We start from the raw sequence: 24,592 nt of genomic DNA, 5'->3' as shown, positions 1-24,592 counted from the left end.
CGGAGATACTGATGCGTGTGAAGACCGAAGACGAGAACACCGTCCTGCTCCACACCGAGGGCCGCACCGGGGTGGTCACCCTCAACCGCCCCAAGGCCCTCAACGCCCTCACCCACCCCATGGTGCTACGGATCGACGAGGCCCTGACCGCCTGGGAGACCGACCCCGCCGTCCACCAGGTCCTCATCCGGGGAGCCGGCGAACGCGGGCTGTGCGCGGGCGGGGACATCCGCGTGTTCCACGACGACGCCAAGGCCGGGACCACCGCCTCCGCCGACTTCTGGCGCGACGAGTACCGGCTCAACGCCCGCATCGCCCGCTATCCCAAGCCGTACGTGGCCCTCATGGACGGGATCGTCATGGGCGGCGGCGTCGGGCTCTCGGCCCACGGCGGGGTCCGCGTCGTCACCGAGCGCTCCCGCGTGGCGATGCCCGAGACCGGGATCGGCTTCGTCCCCGACGTCGGCGGGACCTGGCTGCTCGGCCGAGCCCCAGGCCGCCTCGGCACCCATCTCGCCCTCACCGGGGCCGCCGTGGGGGCCGCCGACGCGCTGCTGTGCGGGCTCGCCGACCACTTCGTCCCCGCCGACCGGCTCCCGGAGCTGACGGCCGCACTCGCCACGGCCCCCGTCCACGAGGTGCTGCCGCGCTACGCGGCCACGCCGCCGCCCGGTGAACTCGCGGGCGGGCGGCCCTGGATCGACCGCTGCTACGCGGCCGAAACCGTCGAGGAGATCGTGGACATGCTGCTCGGCGAGGACGAGCCGGCCGCCAAGGAGGCCGCCGAGACGATCCTCGCCAAGTCCCCGACCGCGCTCAAGGTCACCCTCGCCGCCCTGCGCCGCTCCCGGCGCCTCGGCTCGCTGGAACAAGTGCTGGCCCAGGAGTTCCGGGTCTCCTGCAACGCGCTGCGCTCGCTGCCCGATCTGGTCGAGGGCATCCGGGCGCAGGTCGTCGACAAGGACCGCAGGCCGCGCTGGTCGCCCCCGGCCCTGGCGGACGTGTCCGACGCGGACGTGGAGCGGTTCTTCGCCCCACTCGGGGAGGGGAACGAACTGCGGCTTGCGGAAGGCGGCCTCAGCCGCGGCTGAGCCGGACCTCCAGGCCGTCCAGGACCCGCTGGAGCCCGTAGTCGAAGTTCTCCTCGCGCATCCGCGCCGGGTCCACGCCCTGCCGGGAGGCGGCGTGGTCCTGTGTCAACGGGTGCCCGTCCAGGGCCTCCTGGGCCGCGGGCAGCAGCGACTCCAACCACTGCGCCTCGCTCTTGCCGCTGCGGGCGAGGAGGGAGAGGTAGGAGGCCTCGCTGGTGGTGGCTCCGATGACGTACGAGATGACCGCCTTCATCGCGAGGTCCGCCTCGCCGGGCGGGAAGCCGGCCGCCTGGGCGAGCCTCAGCATCCGCTCCGACATGCGCATCAGGTTCGGGCCCAGGTGGGCCAGCCCGACCTGGCCGAGGACCGAGGCCACCCAGGGGTGGCGCAGGACCATGTCGCGCAGGCTGTGGCCGCTGTGCGCCAAGGCCTCGCGCCACGCCTCCGGGCCGGCCGGCTCCGGCACCTCCAGCTCGCCGTAGACCTCGTCCACGACCAGCTCGATGAGCTCGTCCTTGTTGGCCACGTGCCGGTACAGCGAGGTGGCGGCGGCGCCCATCTCGGTGCCGAGCTTGCGCATGCTCAGCGCCTCGATGCCCTCGGCGTCGAGCAGCCGCACGGCCGTGGCGACGATCTGGGCCTGACTGAGCGCCGGCTGCTGCTCCTTGCGACGGCGCGGGCGTGCCCAGACGGAGGGGACGGCGGGGCCCGGCTCGTTCTTCTGGTTCTCGTCGGCTGGCATGGCTCCACCCTAGCGCATGTGCGAACACCGTACGCTTGGTGCGTACGGTGTCCACGGAAGCGATCGGAATTGGACAGAAGCCGGTGCGGTGAACACCATGGGGGCGCATGATCGCGGCAGCACGGGGGCGCAAAGGCGCACCGCTGATCCGGACACCGGCGCCTCCACTCCGCTTCGTCCCCATTTGTCGTTCCCCTGGAGAGACTTCGCCATGAGCTTCGGCGACCCGAACAACCCGTACAGCCAGCAGCCCCCGCAGGGCCAGCCCGGCTACCCGCAGCAGGCGCCCCAGGGCGTGCCCCCGCAGTACGGCTACCCGCAGCAGCAGACGCCGCCGCCGTACGGCGCGTACCCCCCGGCGGGCGCCCCGGGCATGCCGGGCATGCCGGGTATGCCCGGCATGGGGATGCCGCAACTGGCCCGCTGGGGCCAGCGCGTGGGCGCCTCCCTGCTCGACGGCCTGATCATCGCCGGCCCGATGTACGCGCTGGGCTTCATCGACCTCGCCACCAGCAGCGAGAACCCGCCGCAGCCCGGGATCTTCTTCACCATCGGCGTGCTCTACGCCATCGCGATGAGCGTCTACGACCTCTACCTCGAGGGCAAGACCGGCCAGACGCTCGGCAAGAAGGTCCTCGGCATCAGCGTCCGGCGCGAGGCCGACGGACAGCCGCTCGGCTTCGGCATGGCCTTCGTCCGCAGGCTGGCCCACTTCCTCGACGGCATCGCCTGCTACATCGGCTTCCTGTGGCCGCTGTGGGACGAGAAGAAGCAGACCTTCGCCGACAAGGTGTGCAACACCCTCGTCATCACGGTCCCCAAGAGCTGACGACGGGCTCAGCGGTAGCCGGTCGGATCGGCGGGCAGGCCGGGGTCCTGGACCTCGACCATGTAGCGCCAGGCGTCCGGCCGGCTGCCGTCGAGGTCCGTGAAGCCGTAGACCCGCGCGAGTTGGCCGCTGGAGAGCGACTGCCCGTTCCAGCGCGCCACCTCCGGGTCCGCGGCCAGCGCCGCGACCGCGCGGCCCACGTACGACGGGGTCTCCGAGATGCCGAAGTGCGGGACCTCGGCCAGCGCGTCGCGCCAGGTCTCCTCCGTCACGCCGAAGGCGTCGAGCATCATCTCCGAGCGAAGCCAGCCCGGGGTCAGTGCCACCGCCGTGCCCCCGCGCGGCCCGAGCTCGTGGCCCAGCGCGAACGCCATCCGCAGTACCGAGGACTTGGCGATGTCGTAGAAGAACGAATTCCGGTAATGGCCCGCGTTGTACTCGGCGGTGCCGTCCGTCATCTCCACCACCAGACCGCCCGGCGCGCGCAGCAGCAGCGGCAGAGCGAAATGGTTCGTGACGGCGTGGGTCTCCACCGCGAGGCGCAGCAGCCGCAGGCCGTTGTCCAGGTCGTGCTCCCAGACGGGGCTCTCCCACTCGAAGAGCCGCTCCCCGCCCCAGATGTCGTTCACGAGCACGTCCAGGCGCCCCTGCTCGGCGTCGATCCGCCGTACCAGGGCTTCCACCTCGACGGGCACCAGATGGTCGGCGACCACGGGGATGCCCACGCCGCCCGCCGCCGTGACCAGTTCGGCGGTCTCCTCGACCGTCTCCGGCCGGTCGTACTCCGAACGCCGGCCCCGGGTGCTGCGGCCCGACACGTACACCGTCGCGCCCCGCGCGCCCAGTTGGACGGCGATGCCCCGGCCCGCTCCCCGGGTGCCGCCCGCGACGAGGGCGACCTTGCCCTCAAGAGTTCCAGACATACGGCGAGCCTATGCCCGGACGCGGCCTGACGAGAGCAGGCAGACGGCGGCCACGGCGGCGGCCAGCGCACCTGTCGCGGCCCCCAGCGCGGTGTCCGGCCCCCACAGCGTCCAGGCCGCCCCGAAGAGCAGCGAACCCGCGAACCGGGCCAGGGCCTGCGCCGTCTGGAGCACCGCGAGCCCGGTGGTGCGCAGTTCGGCCGGGAGCAGCGGCCCGGCGGCCGCCATCAGGACCCCGTCGGTAGCCGCGTAGAACAGGCCGAGCAGGGCGAGGACGCCGAGGACGAGCGGGGGACCGGCCGGTGCCGGGGCCAGGAGCAGCAGGCAGGCGCCGAGCAGCGGCACGTGCCCTGCCAGGAACACCCGGCGCCGCCCCAGCCGGTCGGCCAACCGCCCCAGGGGCAGCGCGGCGAGCAGGAACACGGCCGCCGTACCCACGGGCAGCAGCGGAAAGTACGCGGCCGGCAGGTCGAGCCGGCGCTGGAGCAGCAGATAGAGGAAGCCGTCGCCGACGGTGAACAGGCCGAGCGCGGCGGCCGTCGCGCAGAGCCGCCGCAGCCCGGGGATCCGTACGAGGGCACGGACGGGAGGCAGGGGCGCGCGGGCGGCGGGCGCGGGAGTCTCCCGTGCCTCCTGTACCTCCCGTGCCTCCCGTACGAACAGGGCCAGGACCACCACGCCCAGCACCGCGACGCAGCAGCTCACGGTGAACACGGCCTCGTACCCGTCCACCACCACCCACAGCACCCCGAACGCGGCCAGCGGCCCCAGCAGCGCGCCCGCCGTGTCCAGCGCGCGGTGCACCCCGAAGGCGCGGCCCTGCTCCTCGGGCGGACAGGACAGCGAGATCAGCGCGTCGCGCGGGGCGGTGCGCAGGCCCTTGCCGGTGCGGTCGGCGGCGAGCACCGCCGCCACCGACCAGGGGGTGGTGACGGCGAGCAGTGCCGCCTTGCAGGCGGCGGAGAGCGCGTAGCCGGCGCCCGCCACCAGCTTGCGGCGGCGGGTGCGGTCCGCGATCCGGCCGCCGACGAGGCGCAGCAGCGCGGTGGCGCCCTGGTGGAGCCCGTCCAGGGCGCCGAACGCGAGCGGGGACATGCCGAGTCCGGCCACCAGGTACAGCGGCAGGACGGCGGTCACCATCTCGGCCGAGACATCCGTGACCAGGCTGACCAGGCCGAGCGCGAACACGGTGCCGGGGACCGCCCGCAAGCGTCCTCGGGCAGGAGAGGTGCGCCCGGCGATGTCCGCGGCCCGGCTGGTCGACAGGTACACGGATGCCTCCCTCAGAACCAGTTGACGGTGAGCGGGAATGCTGCGGTGACGGTGGCACCCGTGGCGTCGGTGGCCGTGGCGGTGACCTGGACCGTGCCGACGGACCACGGCTTGCCGCTGATCCGGCCCGAGCCGGCGTCGACGGTCAGGCCGAAGGGCAGGCCCGTGGCCGCGTAGCGGATCGGGGAGTTGCCGCCGGTCGCGGTGAGCTGAATGGTGCAGGACTGGTTGAACTTGCAGGTCTGGGGGCCGGGATTGGCCAGCTTCAGATCACCCGTGGTCGGGGTGGGGGTGGGTGTCGGGGTCGGAGTCGGGGTGGGCGTTGAAGTGGGAGTCGGGGTAGGGGTGGGCGTGGAGCCGGTGGCGAACACCTCGCTGATCGGCTGCACGTTCGCCGCGTTGCCCGCGTGCGTCGCCGTACCGAACAGGTCCTCGAAGGTCCGGAGGAGGTGGTGGTGGTTGAAGGCGGTGCCGTACGTCCCCGTCTTGACGTTCGCCCCGTAGAAGACGGTGGCGATCTGGTTCGAGCCGAGGTAGTTGTCCTCGTCCCATGTCAGCACCAGCAGGCTGTTGTTGGCCTTCGCCCATTGCGCGTAGGCGTCGATGTTGTTCTTCGTCCAGGTGTCGCCCGTGGCCACCGAGCACGAGTGCATGTCGTTGCACTGGTTGGGCACGACGAAGGACAGGTTCGGCAGGGCGGCGAAGTTGTTCTGCGGGAACTGCGCCCACGTCTTGCCGGTGTTCAGCGGCACGTTCTTGAAGGCGAACCACGGATTGTGCTTCTGGGCGTACTGGCCGTTCGTACAGGCCGTGGAACCCTCGGCCGGCAGGTCCTCGTTGTACGTCGCGAAGGTCTTGCCCGCCGCGATCAGCTCCTGGCCGAGGTTCGGGGCCGTCATCGACTGCGGGGTGTAGCAGCCGTCTCCGGTGATGCCCTGGGTGGCGCCGGAGAAGAGGTTGAAGTAGTTGGGCTGGCTGGGGTGGGTCAGCGCCTTCATGCCGGTCAGGCTCGCGCCGCCGCTCGCCAGCTGGTTGATGTAGGGGGCGTTCGCGCTGCCCATGATCTCGCCGTACTGCTTGTTCTCGTACACGACGACCACGACGTGGTCGTACGTCGGCAGTGCGGCCGCTGCCGCGGTGGCCGCCGCGGCGGAACCGGTCTCGGCGGCCTCGGAGTTGGCGACGGTGAAGGCGCCCAGCAGGCCGAGCGCGCCGAGTGCGGCCACGATCGCGGACCGTCGGGCACCGCGTCTCGCGCGTGCCGCGGTCGGTGAGGGAAGGGGCATGGGTGGTTCCTCCTCTGTGTGTCATTCCTCGCGCCGGGCCGCACCGGCCACGGCGATGTTCAGGAACCGCGGCACGGGCCGCGCCCGGTCGCGGAAGTCCTCCGCGACCGCGGCCCGTACCGCCGCCAGGCGAGCCTCGGGCAGCAGCACCAGTACGCTCCGCCCGGACTGGTGCGCCGGGCCGGGAGGCCAGGCGCTGACGGCCCCCGCGCGCCGGGCGCAGGCCACGGCCCGGGCCAGGTCGGCCGGCCGGTCCGCCGGTTCGCCGCGTACGGCGACCAGGACCAGCCGGGAGCCGGAGGAGGCCGGGTCGAAGGTGACGTACCGATGCCCCTGGGGCTCCGCGGCGAGCAGCAGGGCCTTGCCGGGGCGGGCGAAGAGCGCCGCCCGGCGCAGGGTGTCGTCGCCCTCCGGCAGGGCTTCGGCGAGCAGCCGGGCCAGGTGGGCGCGGTCGGGCCCGGTGCCGGGCGGTGTGTGGGCGTCGGCCACGGCGAGCGCCGTCGCGCAGTCGGCGGGCTCGGCCGTGGCCAGCCCGGCGGCGGCCGTGAGGGAGCCCTGCACGTGCAGGTCGGTGCCGCCGCGGCCGTAGCCGGCCCGGGCCAGCGCGCGCAGCACGGCGTACGGCCGGGCGGCCCAGGCGGGCGCCGCGGGCGGCGGCCCGGACAGGGTGAGCGGCAGGTCGCAGCTGTCGGCGGGGTGGGAGAGGGAGCTGAGCCGCACGAGGCCGTCGGTGCGGGGGGCCGCGGCGGCCGCCGTGGGCCAGCCGGCGGCCGCGACGAGCCCGGGCGAGCCGAGGTGGAAGGCGTACGGGGCACTCCACACGGCGGCCGGGGGCCGCCCGTGCGCGGCTTCGAGGGCGTAGGCGACGAGCCGGAAGAGCGGATCGGCGGTGGCCCGCCGAGCCAGGTCGCCTCCGGCGGGGTCGACGGTCCTCGGGGTGGCCCCCGAACCGGGTCCGCCGCCGGCGGGGTCGGTCGCCCGGGTGCCGGGCCCCCGGCCCCGTGCCGACCCGGCGGGGGGCGTCATCGGGCGGCCTTGCGGGCCAGGAGGCGGTAGGCGTTGCCGCCGTCCGTGTGGTGGGCCGCGGCGGTGCGCAGGGCGTCGAGGAGTGTCGCGCCGGCGAACAGGGGGAGGGCGGCCGCCCGTACCGCGGCGGCGCGGGCGCGGTCGCGGGGGGTGGGCGGGGGACCCCAGGGGCGGTCCGGGTCCGGGGTCAGGCGGGTTGCCGTGAGGGCCACCGCGCCGAAGAAGTCGTTGCCCTGGTGGGCCGGGCCGTGCTCCTCGGCGAGGACGGTGAAGCCCCGGTCGGCCAGTGCCTCGCGCAGGTTCGCGGCCGGGATCAGGTGCTGGTGCTGCGGCTGGAACCACGGCAGCCACGCCGGGCCGAGCAGCCGGGCCATCCGCGATTCCGGGTCGGGGAGCTCGATGGCCAGGTGGCCGCCGGGGGCGAGGACGGCCGCCGCCGTGTCCAGTTCCGCGAACGGATCCCGCGTGTGCTCCAGGTAGTGGTACATGCTGACCACCTCGTACCGGCCCGCCAGCTTCGAGGCGAACTCCGGGAACTGGCCCTGGAATCCGGTATCCACCCAGCCCCGCCGCTCCGCCTCCCGCACCCCGTCGCCCATGTCGAGCCCGTCGAACCGGGTCAGGGGCCAGACCGCCCGCGCCGCGTTGCAGAAGTGCCCGTGCCCGGTCCCGACGTCGAGCCAGGAGGCGGGCGGGTCCGCATGGGGGATGAGCATCTCGGCACGCCTCCGGTAGGCGGCGCCGAGCCGGCCGAAGACGGTGCCCGCGCCCTCGCCGCCGCGGCCGTCGTAGAAGTCGCGGTAGTAGAACTCCAGCCCGTCCGGCGTGAGTCGGGGGTTCTGGAAAACGTGGCCGCAGTCCCCGCACTGTTCGAGGGTGAACCGGCCCGGCTTGCCCTGGAGTTGGTCGGGCATCCGGACGCGGACGGACAGCCGGCCGGAGCCGCACCACGGGCAGTCCGGGCGGCGCGGTTCGAAGAACCGGTCGGTCCCGGCGGCCAGCTCGGTCCGGTAGGCGGCGGTCCGGGCGGCCTCCGGACCGCCGGACCGGGTCCGGTCGGCCGCCGCGACCGTACGAAGGGCAGCGCCGAGGGAGCGGACCGGCCGGGCGGCGGTGGCCCGGGCCAGATCGGCGGGGCGCAGCGGGGAGCCCGGCCCGCCGAGGGCGAGGTACGGCTGGAGCCAGTACAGCCCGGCCGCGGCGACGCCCCACCGGCCCTGGCGCAGGGCGACCCCCGCGAGCAGCGCCAGCCCGGACAGCTGCGCGGCGGCGAGCGCCCCCGGCGGCAGCCCCTGGGCCCGCAGCTCGGCGGCCCGCGCGGGCCCGGCGTCATCGGCCGCCGGCCCGCAGCTGAGCGCCGGGGCGATGGCCAGACCCGTCGCCCCGGCCGCGTACTCCTTCAAACGACGGGTGAGCGCGAGGAGTTCCGCGGGACCGGGGCGCGGCCCGCCCGGATCCACCCCGGCCCGTTCGAGCACCTCGTCGGCGACGAGCACGGCGAAGCCCGCCCCGCGGCCCTCGCCGAGCCGGTCCTGCCGGTACCGGGCGGGGTCGACCAGCCGCAGCAGCCCCAGCGCCCGCTCGGCGGCCAGATCCGCGGGCAGCAGGTCCAGCACCCGCAGACCCTCCCGGTCGGCGTGCGCGCACGCGGCGAGGAAGGTGCCGGCGTCGGGCTCGACCCCCCGGGCGGTGAGCAGCCGCCACCCGGCGGCCCGCGGCACCCCGGCCGCCGCGGACGGGGGGACCGGCAGCACCGGGATCGCCCGCAGCCGCCGGCCGGCCCGCACGGTCCCCGCGCCGAGCGCGGCCAGCAGCACCGCGGAGGTCCACCGGACCGGGAGCCGGCCCCGGCCCCGGGAAAGCGGCGGTGGCGTCATGTCAGCTTCTCCAACCGGTCGGCCGAGGCGGCGGCGCCGCCCGCCGCGGCGAATGAGGCCTGGATCCGCCGGGCGGACCGGCGGGGGCCGGGTTCGTCCAGCACGGCCGTGAGCGCGTCACGCAGTTCCTCGGCCCGGGTCCGGCCGAACCGCACCCGGACCCCGGCCCCGGCCCGGACCACCTGCTGGGCCACGATCGGCTGGTCGTCGCGGATCGGTGCGACCACCAGCGGCAGCCCGTACGCGAGGGCCTCGCAGACCGTGTTGTGGCCGCCGTGGCAGACCACCGCGTCCAGGTGCGGCAGCAACTCCAGCTGCGGGACGCGCTCCTGGAGCAGGAGGTGGTCCGGCGCGGCCCCGACCAGCGCGGCGGGCGCGGCCAGCACCAGCTGCACCCGTGCGGCCAGCCGCTCGGCCGCGCCCAGTACCGCCCCGTAGAAGCGGCCGCCCGCCTCCTGGTTGAGGGTGCCCAGGGAGACCAGCACCCGCCGCCGGTCCGGGTCGAGCCGCTGCCAGGGGAAGTCGGGGGCCGTCGGCCGGGCCCCGAAGGCCGGGCCGACGAAGGCGTAGTGGGGTGGGAAGTCGCCGTCGGTTCCCACGAGTTCGGGGGTCGAGAAGACGAGGACCAGTCGGTCGGAGAAGCGCGGGTCCCAATCCGGGTGCCCCTCGCCGCCGTTCCCGCCTCCGGCCGGGTGGTGCGCTCCGAACTCGTGGAGCAGGCCCGAGATCCGGTCCGCCACCCACTGCCCGACCTTCGGGAAGTCGGCGAAGGGGCTGGTGAGTTCGGCCGAGGTGCTGGCGGACGTCGCCCACGGGACGCCGAGCCGCCGGGCGACCAGCGGCCCGGCCAGGGCCTGCTGGTCGGCGACCATCACGTCCGGCTCGAAGGCGCGCACCGCCCGGGTCACCCCCGGCACCATGGCCCGGGCCAGCGGCACCAGCGCCTCCTCCCACAGGAACCGCAGCGCCCCGACCCCGCGCAGATCGCGCCAGCGTTCGTGCAACGCGGAGTAGCCGCCGCCCGCCTCCTCGCCGGCCGGCAGGATCCGGGCCGACGGGGGCAGCAGCCCGGCCAGCGCCGAAGCCGGCCCGGTCCAGGCGATCTCGTGGCCCCGGGCGGCCAGTTCGGCCCCGACGGCCACCGTCGGATTGACGTGTCCCGCCAGCGGCGGCACCGTGAACAGCACCCTCATGGGACCAGCGCTCCCACCCGCGGCCGCGCCGCCGTCGCGTCGAGATGGGCGAGCACGGCATCCCGTAGCGCCCCGCTGCTCTCCTTGAGGACGTCGTGCCCCAGACCCGGCAGGATCCGCAGACTGCCCTGCGCCGCGTGCCGGGCCAGTTCCCGGGCGCCCGGCACCAGTTCGGAGTGCTCACCGCACACCAGCAGGACCGGGCAGTGCAGCCGGCCGTAGTCGGCGGGGGTGAAGGTGCGGCTCCCGGCGATGTCGTCGATCAGGGTGGTGCGGTTGAGCAGGTCGTCGGCGATGGCCGTGAGGTGCGCGGCCTTGCGCAGGCGCAGGGTGAGCAGCTCAGCCGGTACCGGGCTGTCCTCCAGGCTGAGGGCGGCGGCCGAGAGGGTGTCCACCATGTTCTCCACCCACGCCCCGCCGAGCGGGGGTTCGAGCAGGGTGAGCCCGGAGACGAGGTCGGGCCGGGCCAGGGCGGCGTGCAGGGCGAGGGTCCCGCCGTAGCTGTTGCCGACCAGGTGGACCGGGCGCCGCCCGAGGTCCAGCGCGTCGAGCAGCGCGAAGAGGTCCCGTACGGCGGTACGGCTGTCGTATCCGGCGGCCGGGCGCTCGGTACGGCCGTGGCCGCGCAGGTCGTAGAGGACGACCTCGTGCCCGGCCCGGGCCGCCGGCACGGCCAGGGGGCAGTAGAAGGAGGACAGGTTGTCGACGACCAGTCCGTGGAGGAACACGACGACGGGCCGGTCGGAGGCGTCGCTGCCGGTGTCGGAGGTGGGCCCGGCGGTGGCCGGGAGCCGCTGGACGTGGACGCGGAGCGAGCCCGCGAGGACGAAGGCCATGGCGGGGGCTCAGCCGGCCGCGGCGGAGGCTGCCGCCGGCGCCGTGGTGGTCGGGGTGGGAGGGGTGGCCTGGGTCGCCGAGGTGGCCGCGCCGGCCGCGCTGGCCGAGGTCGCGGCGGGGCGCGTGGCCGAGGTGGCCGAGTCTGCCGCGCCGGCCGAGGTGGCCGAGGTCGCGATGGGGCGTGTCGCCGAGGTGGCCGCGCCGGCCGCGCCGGCCGCGCCGGCCGAGGTCGCGATGGGGCGCGTGGCCGAGGTGGCTGAGCCGACCAGGCCCGCCGAACCGGCCGCCGCCCGGGCGAGGGAGGCGTGCGTGACCCGGCCGATGTGGGTGACGAGTTCACCCACGGACATGGCGAGGATGGCGTCCATGTCCTTCTCCGCCAGGAAGCCCATCAGGTCCACCTCGGCGCCGTAGCGGTGGTGGAGCAGCTCGGCGAGAGCGACGAACTCGATGCTCTCCAGGGCGAGATCCTCGTTGAACGTCGTCTTCATCGTGACCTCCTCCGCGAGGAGGTATGCGTCGCCGACGATCTCCACCAGCATGCCGGTGATCTCGGCGAGGATGTCAGTTGCCATGACGTGTCTCCGTGAGGTGGAAGGGGACGGGGGGAACCGCCGCGCCGTGGGCGGTCCAGGCGACGACGTGGTCGAGCGGCTCGGTGCCGAGCAGGGTGGTGTCGACGGCGTACGGGTGCCCGGCGGGGGACCGCACCAGCAGGCCGCCGGAGTCCGGGTCGCCGGTCACCCGCCAATCCCGCGGCCGCCCGCCGAGCCCGCTGCCCTGCGCCTTGGCGGCGGCCTCCTTGGCACACCACAGGGCGGTGAGCGCGACCGGCAGGCCGGTGCCCTCGCGGGCGGCGAGCGCCTCGGCCAGCCGGAGTTCGTCCGGCCCGAGCGCGATGCGGATCAGCGCGTCCGGGTCGGCGGTCACCGGCTCCACGTCGATCCCGACCGCCCGGTCGCGGTGGGCGAGGGCGACCGCGATCCGGTCCTTGTGGGCGATGCTCAGGCGGAAGCCGCGGGCGAGCGGGCCCTCGGGCACGGGGCGCCCGGCGGGGTCGTTGCCGACGGGCACCTCCGCGGGGAAGACGGGCCCGGCGCCGCCGTCCCACAGCAGTTGGCGCAGGGCGTCCTTGGCGGCGATCCGGCCCAGCAGCCAGGGCGCCCGGGCGCGCGGCGACAGCCGCTCGTAGACCGCCCGTTCGGCGGCGCCCAGGTAGCGGCGCATCACCAGCTCCTGGGAGGCGGGATCGGACCAGCGGCGCCGGGCCAGGCACCAGCCGGCGGGCTGCGGTTCGCCGATGCCGCACACCTCCGGGGTGAACTTCATCGGCCAGACCCGCTCGTCGGCGCCGAACCGGCGGTACGTCCACCCCTCGATCCGCGCCCACACCTCGCCGTCGGCCCGGCGCAGCTCGACGTCGCCGCGCACGGTGACGTCGTGGACCTCGCGGATCCGGGCGGTGGCGGAGACGAGCTCCCGCGGGGCGGGCGGGGGCCCGGAGTACCGGACGCGGTCCACGGTGGCCGGGAACACCAGCCGGTCCACCGGCAGGCGCAGCTGCATCCAGTGCCCGAACAGCTGGCCGGCGGCGTCGAGCAGTGCCCCCGGGTCGGGGAGCGCCCGCAGCACCCCCTGGATGCCGTCCGATCCGACGGTGCGCACCTCGTGCACGGCCGCGAAGCGGGGCCCGTGGAACATCCACCGGTCGCGGTAGAGGGCCTCGGCGCTGACGGGGGCGGGCCGTGGGTCGCGCAGGGGCGTGGTGTCGGGCGCGGGCGGCGGCCCGTACCGCTCGCCGAGCAGGACGACCACCGAGGCGAACTCCCCGAGTGCGACGCGGTACCGGCCGGGCCCGTCGCCCCGCACGGCCACCTCGACGTCGAGGGCCGGTTCCGCGGGGAGCCAGCGCAGGGCCCGCACGTCCTCGTGGCCGATGACGGCCAGGCCGGGCGGGGCGTACCGCCGGGCGGCGTCGGCCGCCAGCTCCAGCATGGTGGTCATGGGTACGACGGGGAACCGGTCGGAGTCCTCCGGCCAGTCCTCGGGCTGGAGGTACACGCAGTGGTCCCGTACGTAGGGCAGTGCGGCCAGCGAGACGCGGAGGGTGTGGTTCCCCGTGGCCCTCCCCGAACCGTCGGGCTCTGGGTCGGCGCCGGGACCCACCGGCTCCGGCGGGCGTTCGGCCGACCAGGCCTCGGTGACGGTCCGGACCGCCGCGCGGGTGTCTTCGAGGACCGCGTCGAGGGTGGACAGCAGGACCGGGCGGGTGCCGGCCGGTGCGGCCCGACCGGGGGACGGTGCCGCCGGCAGGATGCCGCCGAGTGCGGTACGCGCCGCCTCGCCGAGGCGGACCAGCGGCGAACCGAGGTCCAGCGGGACGGCCAGGCCGGGTGCGGGGGACACCGGCGGCTCGGTGCCCGCCTCCTCGGGCGTAGGCCCGGCGGGGAGCAGCCGTTCCCAGCGCGGCGCGTGCCCCTCCACCCACAGCGCGGCGCAGGTCCGGCTCAGGGAGGCCAGGCCGGGCAGGCGGGGGGAGGAGGTGGACACCGACAGGTGCGGGCGTTCGCGCAGGGTGTCCTCGACAAAGCCCGGCAGGCTGCCGGGGCCCAGCGTGACGAAGCTCCGGACGCCCTGCTCCTCGTAGAGCCGCAGCGTCAGCTCGCGGAAGCGGACCGGCTCCAGGAGGTGCCGTACGACCAGGTCGCGAACCTGCTGCGGAGCGTGGGGGAACGGCGCGCACGTGGTCGCCGACCAGACCGGGACGGCGCCGGGCCGCAGCGGCAGCCGCGCGAAGGCGGCGCGGACCTGGCCGAGGTACGGCTTCCACATCGGAGTGTGGAAGCCCGAACGGAACGGCAGCTCCTGCCCGATCACCCCCTCGCCGCGCAACCGGGCCACGACGGCGGCCACTTGGTCCGGATCCCCGCAGATCACCGACTGGTGCGGGCAGTTGTCGTGGCTGACCACCACCCGGTCCAGCCCGTGGAGCGCCGCCTCCGCCCGCCGCGCACCGCAGCCCAGCGCCGCGTACACGAGGTCCGGGACCTTCACCGAACCGGGGCGCAGCGAGTCGAGGAAGGTGTCGGCCGCCTCCTGCGGGTACATGCCGGCGGCCACCATCGCCGCCCACTCGCCCAGGCTGTGGCCCGCCAGCACATCGGCCTCGATGCCGAGGCCGGGCAGGACGCGGGCGAAGAAGCGGCCCGTCGCGAGGGCGTCCAGGGCCCGTTCCACCAGTGACGCACCCCGGGTGAGGCGGGGGCGGATGAGCCGGAGCCGGTCGGCCACATCGTCCACCACCGGAGTGAACTCCGGCTCCAGGCCGGGGAACAGGAACGCCACCCGGCCGCCCAGCGGCTCCGGCGTGAACCACACGTCGCCCCTGCCCCGCCAGGGCCGGCCGCGCGCCACGACCTTCGCGGCCAGCGCGAGGCGCTGGGGCGTCGGCCCGAGCACCGCGACCCGGCAGGGGCCGGCGCCCAGGACGGACACGGGGGAGCCGGGTGCCGGGGGGCCGGGCTCCGGGGAGGCGGGACCCGCGGCTACGGCCGCCAGCCGCTCCGACAGCTCCGCCGTACTGTCCGCGGCCAGCAGGAGTACGTCGCCTCGCCCGTGCCCGCCGACCGGCTCGGCCGAGCCCGCCGGCGGCAGGAACCTGCGGCCCGGGGCGGCCGCGGGCCGGGCGGTGGTCGACGGGGGCTCCTCCAGTACCACGTGGGCGTTGATCCCGCCGAAGCCGAAGGCGTTGACCCCGGCGCGGCGGGGGGCCGGGCCGCGCTCCCACGGCTCGGCGGACGTCACCGGCCGCATCCGGGTCCTGGCCAGGTCCGCGTGCGGTTCCTCCAGGTGCAGCGTCGGCGGCAGCACCCCCTCGTGCACCGCCAGGGCGGCCTTGATCAGTCCGGCCATGCCGGAGGCCTGCATCGTGTGGCCGAGCATCGACTTCACCGAGCCGAAGCCGATGTCGAAGCCGTTGCCGATTCCGCTGCCGAGGCCCGTTCCGCTCGGCTCCGGCGGGCCGAACACCTGGGCCAGGGTGTCCAGTTCGGCGGCGTCCCCGACGGGTGTGCCCGTACCGTGCGCCTCCAGCAGTCCCAGCGCGCCGGGCGCCCGCGGGTCCAGGCCGGCCTCCCGCCAGGCCCGCTCCAGGGCCCGTACCTGGCCCGCGACCAGCGGACTCATCAGGCTCGCCGCCCGGCCGTCCCCGGCCACCCCCGTCCCGCGGATCACCGCGTAGACGCGGTCGCCGTCGCGCTCCGCGTCCGCCAGCCGCTTCAGCAGCACCACACCGGTGCCCTCGGACAGCAGGGTCCCGTCGGCCCGGCGGTCGAAGGGGCGGATCCGCTCGCTCGGGCTCAGCGCCCGCAGCTGCGTGAACACGCTCCACAGGGTGGCGATGTGGCAGTGGTGCACGGCCCCGGCGACCACCGCGTCACAGCGGCCGCCCGCCAGCAGTCCCACCGCCTGGTCCACGGCCAGCAGGGAGGAGGCGCAGGCCGCGTCCAGGGTGTAGGCGGGGCCGCGGAAGTCCAGCCGGTTCGCGGTGCGGGCGGCGGTGAAACTCGGCACGAGCCCGATCGACGCGTCCGGCCGCTCCGGCCCCAGCGCGTCCTGGAACGCCGAACGCACCTGCGCGATCCGCCGCTCGCCGAGCTCCGGCGCGAGCTCCCGCAGGGTCTGCGCCAACTGGTGGGCGGTACGGACCCGTTGGTCCAGCCGGGCCGTGGCCACGCCCATGAACCCGCCGCGCCCCAGTACCACCCCGATCCGGGAGCGGTCGGCCGGCAGCCGGTCCTCGCCGCCCGCGTCCGCGATGGCCGCCGCCGTCGCGTGCAGGGCCAGCATCTGATCCGGCTCCGCCCCCTCCACGGCGGCCGGCATGATCCCGAACCGGGTCGGGTCGAAGGCGGCCAGCCCGTCGACGAAGCCGCCGCGCCGGCAGTAGAACCGGTCGCCGGCCACCGGTCCGGTGGCGCCGTCCGGGTCGTAGTACACCTCGGGATCCCAGCGCCCGGGCGGCACGTCGCCGATGGAGTCCGTACCGGCGAGGAGGTTGCGCCGGTAGGAGGCCAGGTCGGCGGCGCCCGGGAAGACGGCGCCCATGCCGACGATCGCCGCGTCGGTGGGACGCGGGCCGCGCCGCAGCCGCTCACTCATCCCGGCCGCCCTCCTCCGCGGAGGCCATCAGGACCACCTGTACGTCGGTCCCGTGCGCGAGTTCGGCGAGGAACGCGGCGGTGCCGGACTCCGGGGTGATGAGCGGGATGCCGCGCCGGGCGTACGCGCGCTCCAGCTCCGGGGTCACCATGCCGCCGGCCTCCGCCGCCCAGGGACCCCAGTCCACGGCCAGCACCCGGCCCGGGAAGGACTCCGCCCAGGTGTGGGCCAGGCGGTCGAGGGCGTCGTTGGCCGCGGCGTAGTCGGTCTGGCCGCGGTTGCCGTACACGCCGGCGACGCTGCCGAACAGGGCCAGGAAGCGGGGAGCGGGGCCCGACCCGTGCTCGGCGGCCGCGGCCGCCAGGTGGCGGGCACCGGCCACCTTCGTGGTGAACACCTCGGCGAAGTCGGCCAGTTGCTTGTCGCGCAGCAGGCCGTCGCGCAGGATCCCGGCGCCGTGCACGATCCCGTCGAGCCGGCCGTGGCGTGCCCGGACATCGGCCACGACGGCTCGTACGGCCTGCTCGTCGGTGACGTCCGCGCAGTGGTAGCGCACGGAGGCCGCCGCGCCCGCGAGCGAGGTGAGGGTGGCCCGTACCTCGCGCTCGGCGAGGATCCGCGAGGCCGACGCCTCGATCTCGGCGGGGGTGCGGAGGCCTGCGGCGATCAGCGCGGCGCGCAGTGCCACGCGGTCCTGGGCGTGGGCGAACTCGTCGGCGTGCTCGGGTGGTTCGGGGGTGCGGCCGATCAGCTCGATGTGGCAGCCGGTGGCGTGGGCCAGGGCGAGGGCGGTGCGGGCGGTGATGCCCCGGGCGCCACCGGTGAGGAGGACGACGGAGCCGGGGGGCAGGGGCGGGGGGCCGTCGGTCGGGTGCAGGGGGGTGGGGGCGGGGTGGCGGGTGAAGCGGGTGCCGTTTGCGGCGTAGCCGACCGAGGGTCGGGTGCCGGAGCTTCCGGTGCTTCCGTCGTCAGGGTCGCTCGCGGCGTGGCTCAGTTCTGCGAGGAGGTGGGCCGCTACCTGCTCCGGGTCCGTCTTGGGGTGGAACTCCACCGCGCGGATCAGCGTGCCGGGGAATTCCAGGGCGGCGCTGCGGGCGAAGCCGTGCAGGCCCGTTCCGGGGGTTCCGGGTGTGGTGACGAGGAGCAGCCTGGGCAGGCCGGCGGTCAGGGCGCGTTGCAGGCCGGGGAAGGCGTCGGGGAGGACCGGGTCGGCTCCCGGGCGCAGTGCGGACAGGTCGACGATGCCGTCGAAGCCGGGCTCCGCCTCGGGCAGGAGCCGAACCTCGGCGCCCTGGGCGCGGAGGGCGGTGGCGAGGGCGCGGGAGACGGCCTGGGCGTCCTCGACGATCCCGATGCGGAGGCCGCGCAGGGCCGCCGGGTCGGGGGCGGGTGCCGGGGTGGGCAGGAGGTCGATGCGGAGTCGGACCAGCGGGGCCGTGCCCGCCGGGGCGGCGGCCGACGGGGCGGTTCCGGCGGGGGCGGCGGCTGTCGGGGCGGTTTCGGACAGGGCGGCGGCCGTCGGGGCTGTTTCGGCGGGGGCGCCCGGCGCGTGGGACACCAGCCAGTCCACGATTCCGCGCAGGGTCTTGAGGCGGGACAGCTCCTCTACGGCGGAGCCGTCCTGGTCCTGGGGGAGGTCGATGCGGTCGGCCAGGGCGGCGATGATCTCGACGCGCTTGATGGAGTCGATGGACAGGTCCGCCTCCAGGTCCAGTTGGGGGTCGAGCATGTCCCGGGGGTAGCCGGTGCGGGTGTGGACGATCTCCAGGACCGCGTCCATGAGCGACTCGGCGGATCGGCCGGCACCGGTCGGGCCGGCACCGACGGGGCCGGTCGCGCGCCGCGGCGCCTCCTCGGGCGCCGAACTAGGCCAGGGGCCGGAGAGAGGCTGCGGCACCGTGTCCGGCGCCCTGCGGGGGCGCCCCGCCACACCCCCGTCCCCGCCGGAACCGCCGTGGCGTACGTCCAGGTAGCCGAGCAGGACGTCCCGTTGGGCCTCCACCAGTTCGCGGGTGCCCCGGAGGTATTCGAGGACCGTCTCCTCCCGCCGGTTGGAGGTGGGGGCGGAGAGGGCCACGCGGGTGGGGGGTTGGAGGCCGCCGGGGACCGGAGTGCCGGTCGCGGTGCGGACCAGGTGGCCGTCCACCAGCCAGCCCGGGCGGTTCGGGGCCCGCTCCGGGAGGCGGGTGGTTCGGCCGCGGAACAGGGCCTCGGGCGCGACGGGCACTCCGGCGGCCGCGAGTTCCGCCAGGGCCGTGACCAGGCGGGTGAGGCCGTGCTCTCCGGGTACGTCCAGCGGCACCGCCGTGTGGGGGCGGTCGTGGAGGATCCGGCCGATCAGGCCCGTCAGGACCCGGCCGGGCCCGGCCTCCACGAAGGTGCGGACGCCGGATGCGTACATGGCCTCCACCTGCTCCACGAAGCGGACCGGCTCCGCGACCTGGCGTGCGGCAAGGCCTCGTACGGCATCGGGGCCGGGTGGATAGGGGGCGGCCGTGGTGTTCGACCAGACCGGTACGGCGGGGTCGGCCACCGCCGTACCGGCCAGTTCCGTCGCGAGCGTCGCGGCCGCGTCCGCCACGACCGCGCTGTGGAAGGCGCATGCCACCGGGATCGGTTCCGCCGACAGCCCCGCCTCCCGCAGCGCCGCAAGCGCCGCGGTCACGGAGGCGGTGGGTCCCGAAATCACGCACTGGCGGGGCGCGTTGTGGTTCGCCACCACACAGCCCGCGCGGGCCGCGATCTCCTCCACCTCTTCGGGCGCGGCCGAGACCGCCGCCATCGAACCGGGGTCTGCCCCGGCGGCCGTCATGATCGCCTCGGCCCGGCGGGCGCTCAGGCGCAGCAGGCTCTGCGTGTCGTACGCGCCGGCCGCCCAGAGGGCGGTGAGTTCTCCGTAGGAGTGTCCGGCCACGGAGTCCGGGCGCACGCCGAGTCGGGTGAGGAGGGTGTGCGCGGCGGCTCCGGCCAGGCCCAGGGCGGGCTGGGCCATCCGGGTGTCGGTGAGCGCCTTCCGCCGGGCCGACCGGTGTTCCGTGGTGAAGGCCGCCGGGGGGAACATCGCCTTGACCACGGTGGCGGGGGCCTCGTCCAGGAGGCTGCGCAGTGAGGGGAAGGCCGTGAACAACTCCGCGAGCATTCCGGGGCGTTGGCTGCCCTGGCCAGGGAAGAGGAAGGCCACTCGGCCCGGATCGGCCGATTCCTCCCGTACGTGGACACCCGGGCCGGGGGCGAACGTCCGGGCCTGTTCCAGCCGGGTCGCGAGTTCGTCCGGGTCGGCGGCCACGATCGCGACCCGGATCGGCCCGTTGCCGGTGGCGGTTTCCGCCGCGAGGTCGCGCAGCGGCCAGGGGCGGCCGGCCGCGTCGTTCTCCTCCAGACGGGCCGCGAGTCGGGCCATCGCCCGTTCGGCTGCCCGGAGGTCCTCGCCCCGGAAGCAGAACAGCTCGGCGGGCCATTCCTCCAGGCCGTGCCGGGGCTCCTCCTCGTAACCGGCCAGCACCGCGTGGTAGTTGGTGCCCCCGAAGCCGAAGGCGCTCACGCCCGCGACGCGTTGGCGCGGGGGCGCGGCCCAGGGACGGGCCTCCGTGTCGAAGGAGAAGGGGCTGGCCTCCGCCTGCCAGGCCGGGTTCGGCGTGTCGAGGTTCAGGGTGGGCGGCCGCACGCCGGAGTGGACGGCCCGGGCCGCCTTGATCAGTCCGGCCAGGCCGGCCGCGCACTTGGTGTGCCCGAGCTGTGATTTCACCGAGCCCAGGGCGCAGGATCCCGGTGCGGCGCCGGAGGCGGTGAACAGGTCGGTGAGGACGGTCAGTTCGGTGCTGTCTCCCACCACCGTGCCGGTGCCGTGCGCCTCGATCAGGCCCACCTCGGCGGGGGTGACGCCGGCCCGGGCGTAGGCCCGCTCCAGGGCGCGGAGCTGGCCTTCCGGTCGGGGTGCGGTCAGGCCCAGGGAGCGGCCGTCGCTGGCCGCGCCGACGGCCTTGACCACGGCGTACACCCGGTCGCCGGCCCGCTCGGCGTCCGCGAGCCGCTTGAGGACGAGCGCGCCGACGCCCTCACCGAGTGCGATTCCGTCGGCGGCGGCGTCGAAGGGCCGGCAGCGGCCGGTGGGCGACAGGGCGCGGACCGAGGAGAACATCAGGTAGTCGTTGATGCCGTTGTGGACGTCGGCGCCGCCGCAGATCACCATGTCGCTGTCGCCATCGCGCAGTTGGCGGCAGGCGAGGTCGAGGGCGGCGAGGGAGGAGGCGCAGGCGGCGTCGACCGTGCAGTTCGCGCCGCCGAGGTCGAGGCGGTTGGCTACCCGGCCCGCGATGACGTTGGCGAGGATGCCGGGGAAGGAATCCTCGGTGAGCCGCGGCAGTTGCCCGTCCAGGGCGGACGGGAGTTCGCCCAGGTAGGCCGGGAGCAGTGCGCGCAGCCCGTACGCGCCCGCCAGTTCGGTACCGGCCTCGGCGCCGAAGACCACCGAGGTCCGGGAGCGGTCGAACTCCCGGTCCCGGCCGTAGCCCGCGTCCGCCAGGGCCCGTGCGGAGATTTCCAGGGCCAGCAGCTGGACCGGCTCGATCCCGGCGAGCGAGGCGGGCGGGATGCCGTGCGCCAGGGCGTCGAAGGGCACGGGGTCGAGGAAGCCGCCCCAGCGGGAGGGCGTGCGCTCGCCCGCCCGGGCCGGGTCGGCGTCGTAGTAGAGCGCCGGGTCCCAGCGCTCGGCCGGCACCTCGGTCACGGCGTCCGTCCCGGCCAGGATCCGCGCCCAGTAGGCGGCGAGGTCGGGTGCCCCGGGGTAGGCGCAGGCCATCCCGACGATGGCGATGTCCAGCGGATCGGCGGCGGGCTTCGTCTCCGCCGCCGGCGCGGTGAGCTCCCGGGCCCGCCGCTCCAGGAACCGCGTCGCCCCCTCGGTCACCTGCGCGTGCAGCGCGGCCACGGTGGTGGTCCCGTCCCGCAGCGTCGCGGCCTGCCCGAGCATGAACAGCCCCTCCGCGTACTGCTCCTCCTCGCCGACGGCCACCAGCGGGGCCCCGGCCGGGGCGCCCGGCGCCCCGACCGGCTCCCGCCCGGCGTCCCCCTCCGGCCGCGCCGGGTGCTCTGCCTGGGCGGCCGTCTCGCCGGAGGTGCCGTCCGCGGTGTCCGGCTCGGCGGAGGCCCGGCGCAGGCCCTTCGAGGCCAGGCGGAGGCGGCCCAGGTTGAGGTGTTCCAGTTGCGCCCAGATGTCGCGGGGGGCGAGCCCGGCGGCCGTGAGGCGGTGGCGGGTGGCCTCGAAGGTCTCGGCGTACGGGGTGGCCGCGCAGCGGGTCGCGTGGCCGGGGGCGGTGTGCAGCAGCACGGTGTCCGCGCACTCCACCGCCGCCCGCTGGAACACCGGACGGACCGCCCCCGCCGCCACCGCCTCCTTCGTGAAGAGGTACGCCGTGCCCATCAGCACCCCGATCCGCGCCCCCCGCTCGGCCAGCGGCGCCGCGGCCGCCACCGCCATCGCGGCGGAGCGCTCGTCGTGGATGCCGCCCGCGAACAGCACGTCCAGGGACTCCGGTTCGGGGCAGGACAGCAGCCGTTCGATCTGCTCCTCCCAGAGCGGGAAGGAGGCCCGGGGCCCGACGTGCCCCCCGCACTCCAGGCCCTCGAACACGAACCGCCGCGCCCCCTCGGCGAGATACCGCTCCAGCAGCCCCGGCGACGGCACGTGCAGATGGGTCCGGATCCCGGCCCCCTCCAGCGGCGCCGCCTGCGCCGGGGTGCCGCCCGCGATGATCGCGTACGGGGGGCGGGCCTCGGCCACGGCCGCCAGCTGCTCCCGGCGCAGCTCGGGCGGGGCGAAGCCGAGCAGGCCCACCCCCCAGGGGCGGTCCCCGAGCCGCTCGGCGCTTTCGGTGAGGAGCCGGCGGACGTCCCGGCCCTCCATGACCGCGAGCGCCAGGTACGGGACCCCGCCCGCAGCGGCCACCGCCTCGGCGAAGGCCGCCTGGTCGCTCACCCGGGTCATCGGCCCCTGGGCGACGGGCAGCGCCCGGTCCAGCGGCCGGGCCCGTACGGCGGCGGCCAGGTGCCCGGTGATGGCCTCCCGCACGGCCTGGAGCACCCCGCCGGTGGTCCGGTGGCGGGCGGCCAGCCGGGCCGCCACCGCCCCGTCCTGCCCGACGGGCAGCAGCTGCGTCCGCAGGTCCCGGGCGCCGAGCAGCGCGGCGACCGGGCCCTCCGGCGGCGGGGGCAGGTCCGGACGCGTGAACACCCGGTGCCCGTCGAGCAGTCGGGTTTCCGAGCCGTCCATCACACGTAGTGCGGCCGCCACTTCCATGGGCAGTGCCTCCTCGCCCTCCGCCGTCAGGGCGAGTTGTACGTCGAGCAGCACCCCGGCGGCGCCGCCCGCGACGGCCGCGGCCGCCGTGTGCGGCCCGATCCCGCCGTAGGCCCGTACGGGCACCCCGGGCCCGGGGTCGGCGAGCAGCTGCTGGAGCAGGACGAAGGTGGTGGTCCCGCCCACCCGGCCGCCGGCTTCGTGGCCCTTGGCGACGAGCGCCCCCGCGCCGGCGGCCACGGCGGCCGCGGCCTCCGCCGGGCCGGTGACCTCGGCCCACACCCGGGGCAGGCCGGCCGCCGCGGCCCAGGCGGCCACCTGCCCCGCGGTGTGCGCCGTGGGATCGGCCAGCAGCACGGTGTTCACGGCGGGCGGCAGCTCCCCCGGCCCGGTCGGGCAGCCCACGGGCACCCGCACCCCGTAGCGGCCGTCGCCGAGCCGGCGGGCCAGCTCCGCGAAGGCGCGCCGCGCGGCGGCCGCGTCCCGGCCGAGGTCGAGCAGCCCGAGGGCCCCGGCGCGCTCGGCGGCGGTCACGATCCGCGGGTGTGGCTCCTCGAACGGGCTGACCGCGACGACCAGATCGCGGGCGGCGGGGGCGGACTGCGGGGGCTGGGGGGTCACGGGCGCTCCTCTTCCAGTGCTGTGTGACATGGCGCAATACAGGGCGGAAGAACGGGGGAGAGCGAGGGGAGCTGCGGTCCGGGCGGCGCACGCGCGCACCGGCAGGACGTCCGGCCGATCGGCGGGGCGGGCTTGAACGACGATCAAACACCCGGACGCCGCGATGCATCGTGCGGGGGGCGCCTCGCACTGTCAACAGCCATACGGAGTACGATCCTTCGCTCCCGCGGAGTCCGCAGACCACCCGGAGCCCGCCCCGGGCCGACCGGCGGAACACCCCCGCCGCGCCGGTGACCTGCGGCGATTCCCCCTCGGGTGGGCCGACCCGGATGCGCGGGCCGACGTGGCGGATCCATGGGGGCTCATGCCGCACCGGCATGTCTAGCCGCCGACCCGGCATGAACTCCCATCCATACTCGGACAGTTGTTCATCCGTCGGGCCCTTACGGGTACAACCTCACGCCGTTACCGTCCGGTCATGACCCCCACACTCGCGCAACTCCGCTACCTCGTCGCCGTCGCCGACTGCCGGTCCATCACCGGCGCCGCTGCCTCCGTCTTCGTCGCGCAGTCCGCCCTCTCCCGGGCCGTCCAGGCCATGGAGCGCGACCTGGGCGTCGAACTCCTCGCCCGCCGGGGAAGGGGGGTGGACCTCACACCGGAAGGGGCCCGGGTCGTCCGGCTGGCCCGCACCGTACTCAACGCGGTCGAGGCCATAGACGACATCGGCACCCCGCACGGCAGGGACTCCCGGGGCGCCCTCACCCTCGTCACCACCCCCACCCTCGCCCTCGACCTGGCCACCGACCTGGTCGCCGCCTTCACCGAGCGGCATCCCGGCGTGGACGTCCGGCTCCAGCAGCACGACAGCCGCGAAGCCCTCGTCCAGGAACTCAACCAAGGGCGCGCCGAGTTGGCCCTCGTCGACCTGCCCGTCGACAGCGAGCTCTCCACCCACCACATCCAGGAGCGCGAGGTGGTGCTGATCTCGCCGATCGGCTCCCGGCTGCCGCACCCCGTGCCGCTGCGCATGCTCGACGGGCTCCCGATGGTGCTGCCCACCCCGGGCACCGGCCGGCGCACCGAGATGGAGGCCATGTTCAGCTGCCTGGGCGTACGCCCCGTGCCCTCCCTGGAGGTCGACGAGCGCCTCGGCTGGGTGACGGGGGTGACCGACGGCCGCGGCTCCCTCATCTGGTACCGGGACGTGGTCTCCCGGGCCTTCGGCAGCAGGGCGGAGATCCGCTCCTTCACCCCGCCCCTGCTGCGCCCCGTGGGCATCGCGCACGCCCGCCGGCCGCTGAGCCGCGCGGCCCGCGCCTTCATCGCGCACGCCGGCCGCAAGGCGCCCGTCCGGGAGCCGGTGCGCTGAGCGGGGCATGCCGGGACGGCATTGAACGATGCTCGAACGGGGGGTGGTTGGGCCTGGTGTCGTCGGCC

At 75.7% G+C, this 24,592-nt stretch carries 14 protein-coding genes; 3 read left to right on the top strand and 11 right to left on the bottom strand.

Translation table 11 applies throughout. The features are described 5' to 3' along the window. The first annotated feature begins 11 nt into the window (after nt 1–11). Nucleotides 12–1,091 (top strand): enoyl-CoA hydratase/isomerase family protein, encoded by a 1,080-nt coding sequence (locus tag ACGFYU_RS11710; protein WP_393827149.1) that lies wholly within the window; start codon nt 12–14, stop codon nt 1,089–1,091. Here the strand turns inward: ACGFYU_RS11710 and ACGFYU_RS11705 are convergent. Continuing rightward, on the bottom strand, nt 1,078–1,833 hold the full coding sequence (locus tag ACGFYU_RS11705; RefSeq protein ID WP_393827094.1) for a TetR/AcrR family transcriptional regulator: 756 nt from the start codon (nt 1,831–1,833) through the stop codon (nt 1,078–1,080). The two genes, ACGFYU_RS11710 and ACGFYU_RS11705, sit on opposite strands and share 14 nt — an antisense overlap. A gap of 211 nt (nt 1,834–2,044) precedes the next feature. On the opposite strand from ACGFYU_RS11705, the gene ACGFYU_RS11700 reads away from it, so the two are divergent. After that, on the top strand, nt 2,045–2,662 hold the full coding sequence (locus ACGFYU_RS11700; protein WP_393827093.1) for an RDD family protein: 618 nt from the start codon (nt 2,045–2,047) through the stop codon (nt 2,660–2,662). Between the two features lie 8 nt (nt 2,663–2,670). On the opposite strand, the gene ACGFYU_RS11695 is transcribed toward ACGFYU_RS11700, so the two are convergent. From ACGFYU_RS11695 to ACGFYU_RS11650, 10 genes are all read right to left on the bottom strand, one after another. Further along, nucleotides 2,671–3,585 carry an SDR family oxidoreductase gene (locus ACGFYU_RS11695; RefSeq protein WP_393827092.1) on the bottom strand — a complete coding sequence of 305 codons (915 nt, stop codon included), beginning with the start codon at nt 3,583–3,585 and terminating at the stop codon, nt 2,671–2,673. A 9-nt stretch (nt 3,586–3,594) separates the two neighbouring features. Continuing rightward, nucleotides 3,595–4,857 carry an MFS transporter gene (locus tag ACGFYU_RS11690; RefSeq protein ID WP_393827091.1) on the bottom strand — a complete coding sequence of 421 codons (1,263 nt, stop codon included), beginning with the start codon at nt 4,855–4,857 and terminating at the stop codon, nt 3,595–3,597. Between the two features lie 11 nt (nt 4,858–4,868). Continuing rightward, complete coding sequence (locus ACGFYU_RS11685) at nt 4,869–6,083, bottom strand: alkaline phosphatase family protein (protein WP_393827090.1); 1,215 nt, start codon at nt 6,081–6,083, stop codon at nt 4,869–4,871. Nucleotides 6,084–6,164: 81 nt separating this feature from the next. Beyond that, nucleotides 6,165–7,169, bottom strand: coding sequence for a galactokinase (locus ACGFYU_RS11680; protein ID WP_393827089.1), 1,005 nt, complete (start codon nt 7,167–7,169; stop codon nt 6,165–6,167). Beyond that, nucleotides 7,166–9,046 (bottom strand): methyltransferase domain-containing protein, encoded by a 1,881-nt coding sequence (locus ACGFYU_RS11675; protein ID WP_393827088.1) that lies wholly within the window; start codon nt 9,044–9,046, stop codon nt 7,166–7,168. The genes ACGFYU_RS11680 and ACGFYU_RS11675 overlap by 4 nt, the downstream gene beginning before the upstream one ends. After that, nucleotides 9,043–10,239: a glycosyltransferase gene (locus tag ACGFYU_RS11670; protein ID WP_393827087.1), complete on the bottom strand. Its 1,197-nt coding sequence runs from the start codon at nt 10,237–10,239 to the stop codon at nt 9,043–9,045. Before ACGFYU_RS11670 ends, ACGFYU_RS11675 begins: the two co-directional genes overlap by 4 nt. Then, on the bottom strand, nt 10,236–11,075 hold the full coding sequence (locus ACGFYU_RS11665) for an alpha/beta fold hydrolase (protein ID WP_393827086.1): 840 nt from the start codon (nt 11,073–11,075) through the stop codon (nt 10,236–10,238). Before ACGFYU_RS11665 ends, ACGFYU_RS11670 begins: the two co-directional genes overlap by 4 nt. A gap of 9 nt (nt 11,076–11,084) precedes the next feature. After that, on the bottom strand, nt 11,085–11,651 hold the full coding sequence (locus tag ACGFYU_RS11660) for a hypothetical protein (protein ID WP_393827085.1): 567 nt from the start codon (nt 11,649–11,651) through the stop codon (nt 11,085–11,087). Next, nucleotides 11,641–16,236, bottom strand: a complete 4,596-nt coding sequence (locus tag ACGFYU_RS11655; RefSeq protein ID WP_393827084.1) for a beta-ketoacyl synthase N-terminal-like domain-containing protein — start codon at nt 16,234–16,236, stop codon at nt 11,641–11,643. Before ACGFYU_RS11655 ends, ACGFYU_RS11660 begins: the two co-directional genes overlap by 11 nt. Continuing rightward, entirely contained in the window at nt 16,229–23,152 is a 6,924-nt protein-coding gene (locus ACGFYU_RS11650; RefSeq protein ID WP_393827083.1) for an SDR family NAD(P)-dependent oxidoreductase, read from the bottom strand. The genes ACGFYU_RS11655 and ACGFYU_RS11650 overlap by 8 nt, the downstream gene beginning before the upstream one ends. Nucleotides 23,153–23,630: 478 nt before the next feature. On the opposite strand from ACGFYU_RS11650, the gene ACGFYU_RS11645 reads away from it, so the two are divergent. Then, a complete protein-coding gene (locus tag ACGFYU_RS11645) occupies nt 23,631–24,524 on the top strand; it encodes a LysR family transcriptional regulator (RefSeq protein WP_393827082.1) in 894 nt (297 codons plus the stop codon). The last annotated feature ends 68 nt before the right edge of the window (nt 24,525–24,592 follow it).

The organism is Streptomyces sp. NPDC048337, assembly GCF_043201175.1.
Taxonomy (GTDB): Bacteria; Actinomycetota; Actinomycetes; order Streptomycetales; family Streptomycetaceae; genus Streptomyces.
The sequence above is the reverse complement of the archived record's forward strand: the minus strand, read 5'-3'. Positions and strand labels throughout refer to the sequence as shown.

Coding starts and splice junctions, on each gene's coding strand:
- ACGFYU_RS11710 (WP_393827149.1), top strand. CDS start 12: ATGCGTGTGAAGACCGAAGACGAGAACACCGTCCTGCTCCACACCGAG.
- ACGFYU_RS11705 (WP_393827094.1), bottom strand. CDS start 1,833: ATGCCAGCCGACGAGAACCAGAAGAACGAGCCGGGCCCCGCCGTCCCC.
- ACGFYU_RS11700 (WP_393827093.1), top strand. CDS start 2,045: ATGAGCTTCGGCGACCCGAACAACCCGTACAGCCAGCAGCCCCCGCAG.
- ACGFYU_RS11695 (WP_393827092.1), bottom strand. CDS start 3,585: ATGTCTGGAACTCTTGAGGGCAAGGTCGCCCTCGTCGCGGGCGGCACC.
- ACGFYU_RS11680 (WP_393827089.1), bottom strand. CDS start 7,169: ATGACGCCCCCCGCCGGGTCGGCACGGGGCCGGGGGCCCGGCACCCGG.
- ACGFYU_RS11675 (WP_393827088.1), bottom strand. CDS start 9,046: ATGACGCCACCGCCGCTTTCCCGGGGCCGGGGCCGGCTCCCGGTCCGG.
- ACGFYU_RS11670 (WP_393827087.1), bottom strand. CDS start 10,239: ATGAGGGTGCTGTTCACGGTGCCGCCGCTGGCGGGACACGTCAATCCG.
- ACGFYU_RS11665 (WP_393827086.1), bottom strand. CDS start 11,075: ATGGCCTTCGTCCTCGCGGGCTCGCTCCGCGTCCACGTCCAGCGGCTC.
- ACGFYU_RS11660 (WP_393827085.1), bottom strand. CDS start 11,651: ATGGCAACTGACATCCTCGCCGAGATCACCGGCATGCTGGTGGAGATC.
- ACGFYU_RS11655 (WP_393827084.1), bottom strand. CDS start 16,236: ATGAGTGAGCGGCTGCGGCGCGGCCCGCGTCCCACCGACGCGGCGATC.
- ACGFYU_RS11645 (WP_393827082.1), top strand. CDS start 23,631: ATGACCCCCACACTCGCGCAACTCCGCTACCTCGTCGCCGTCGCCGAC.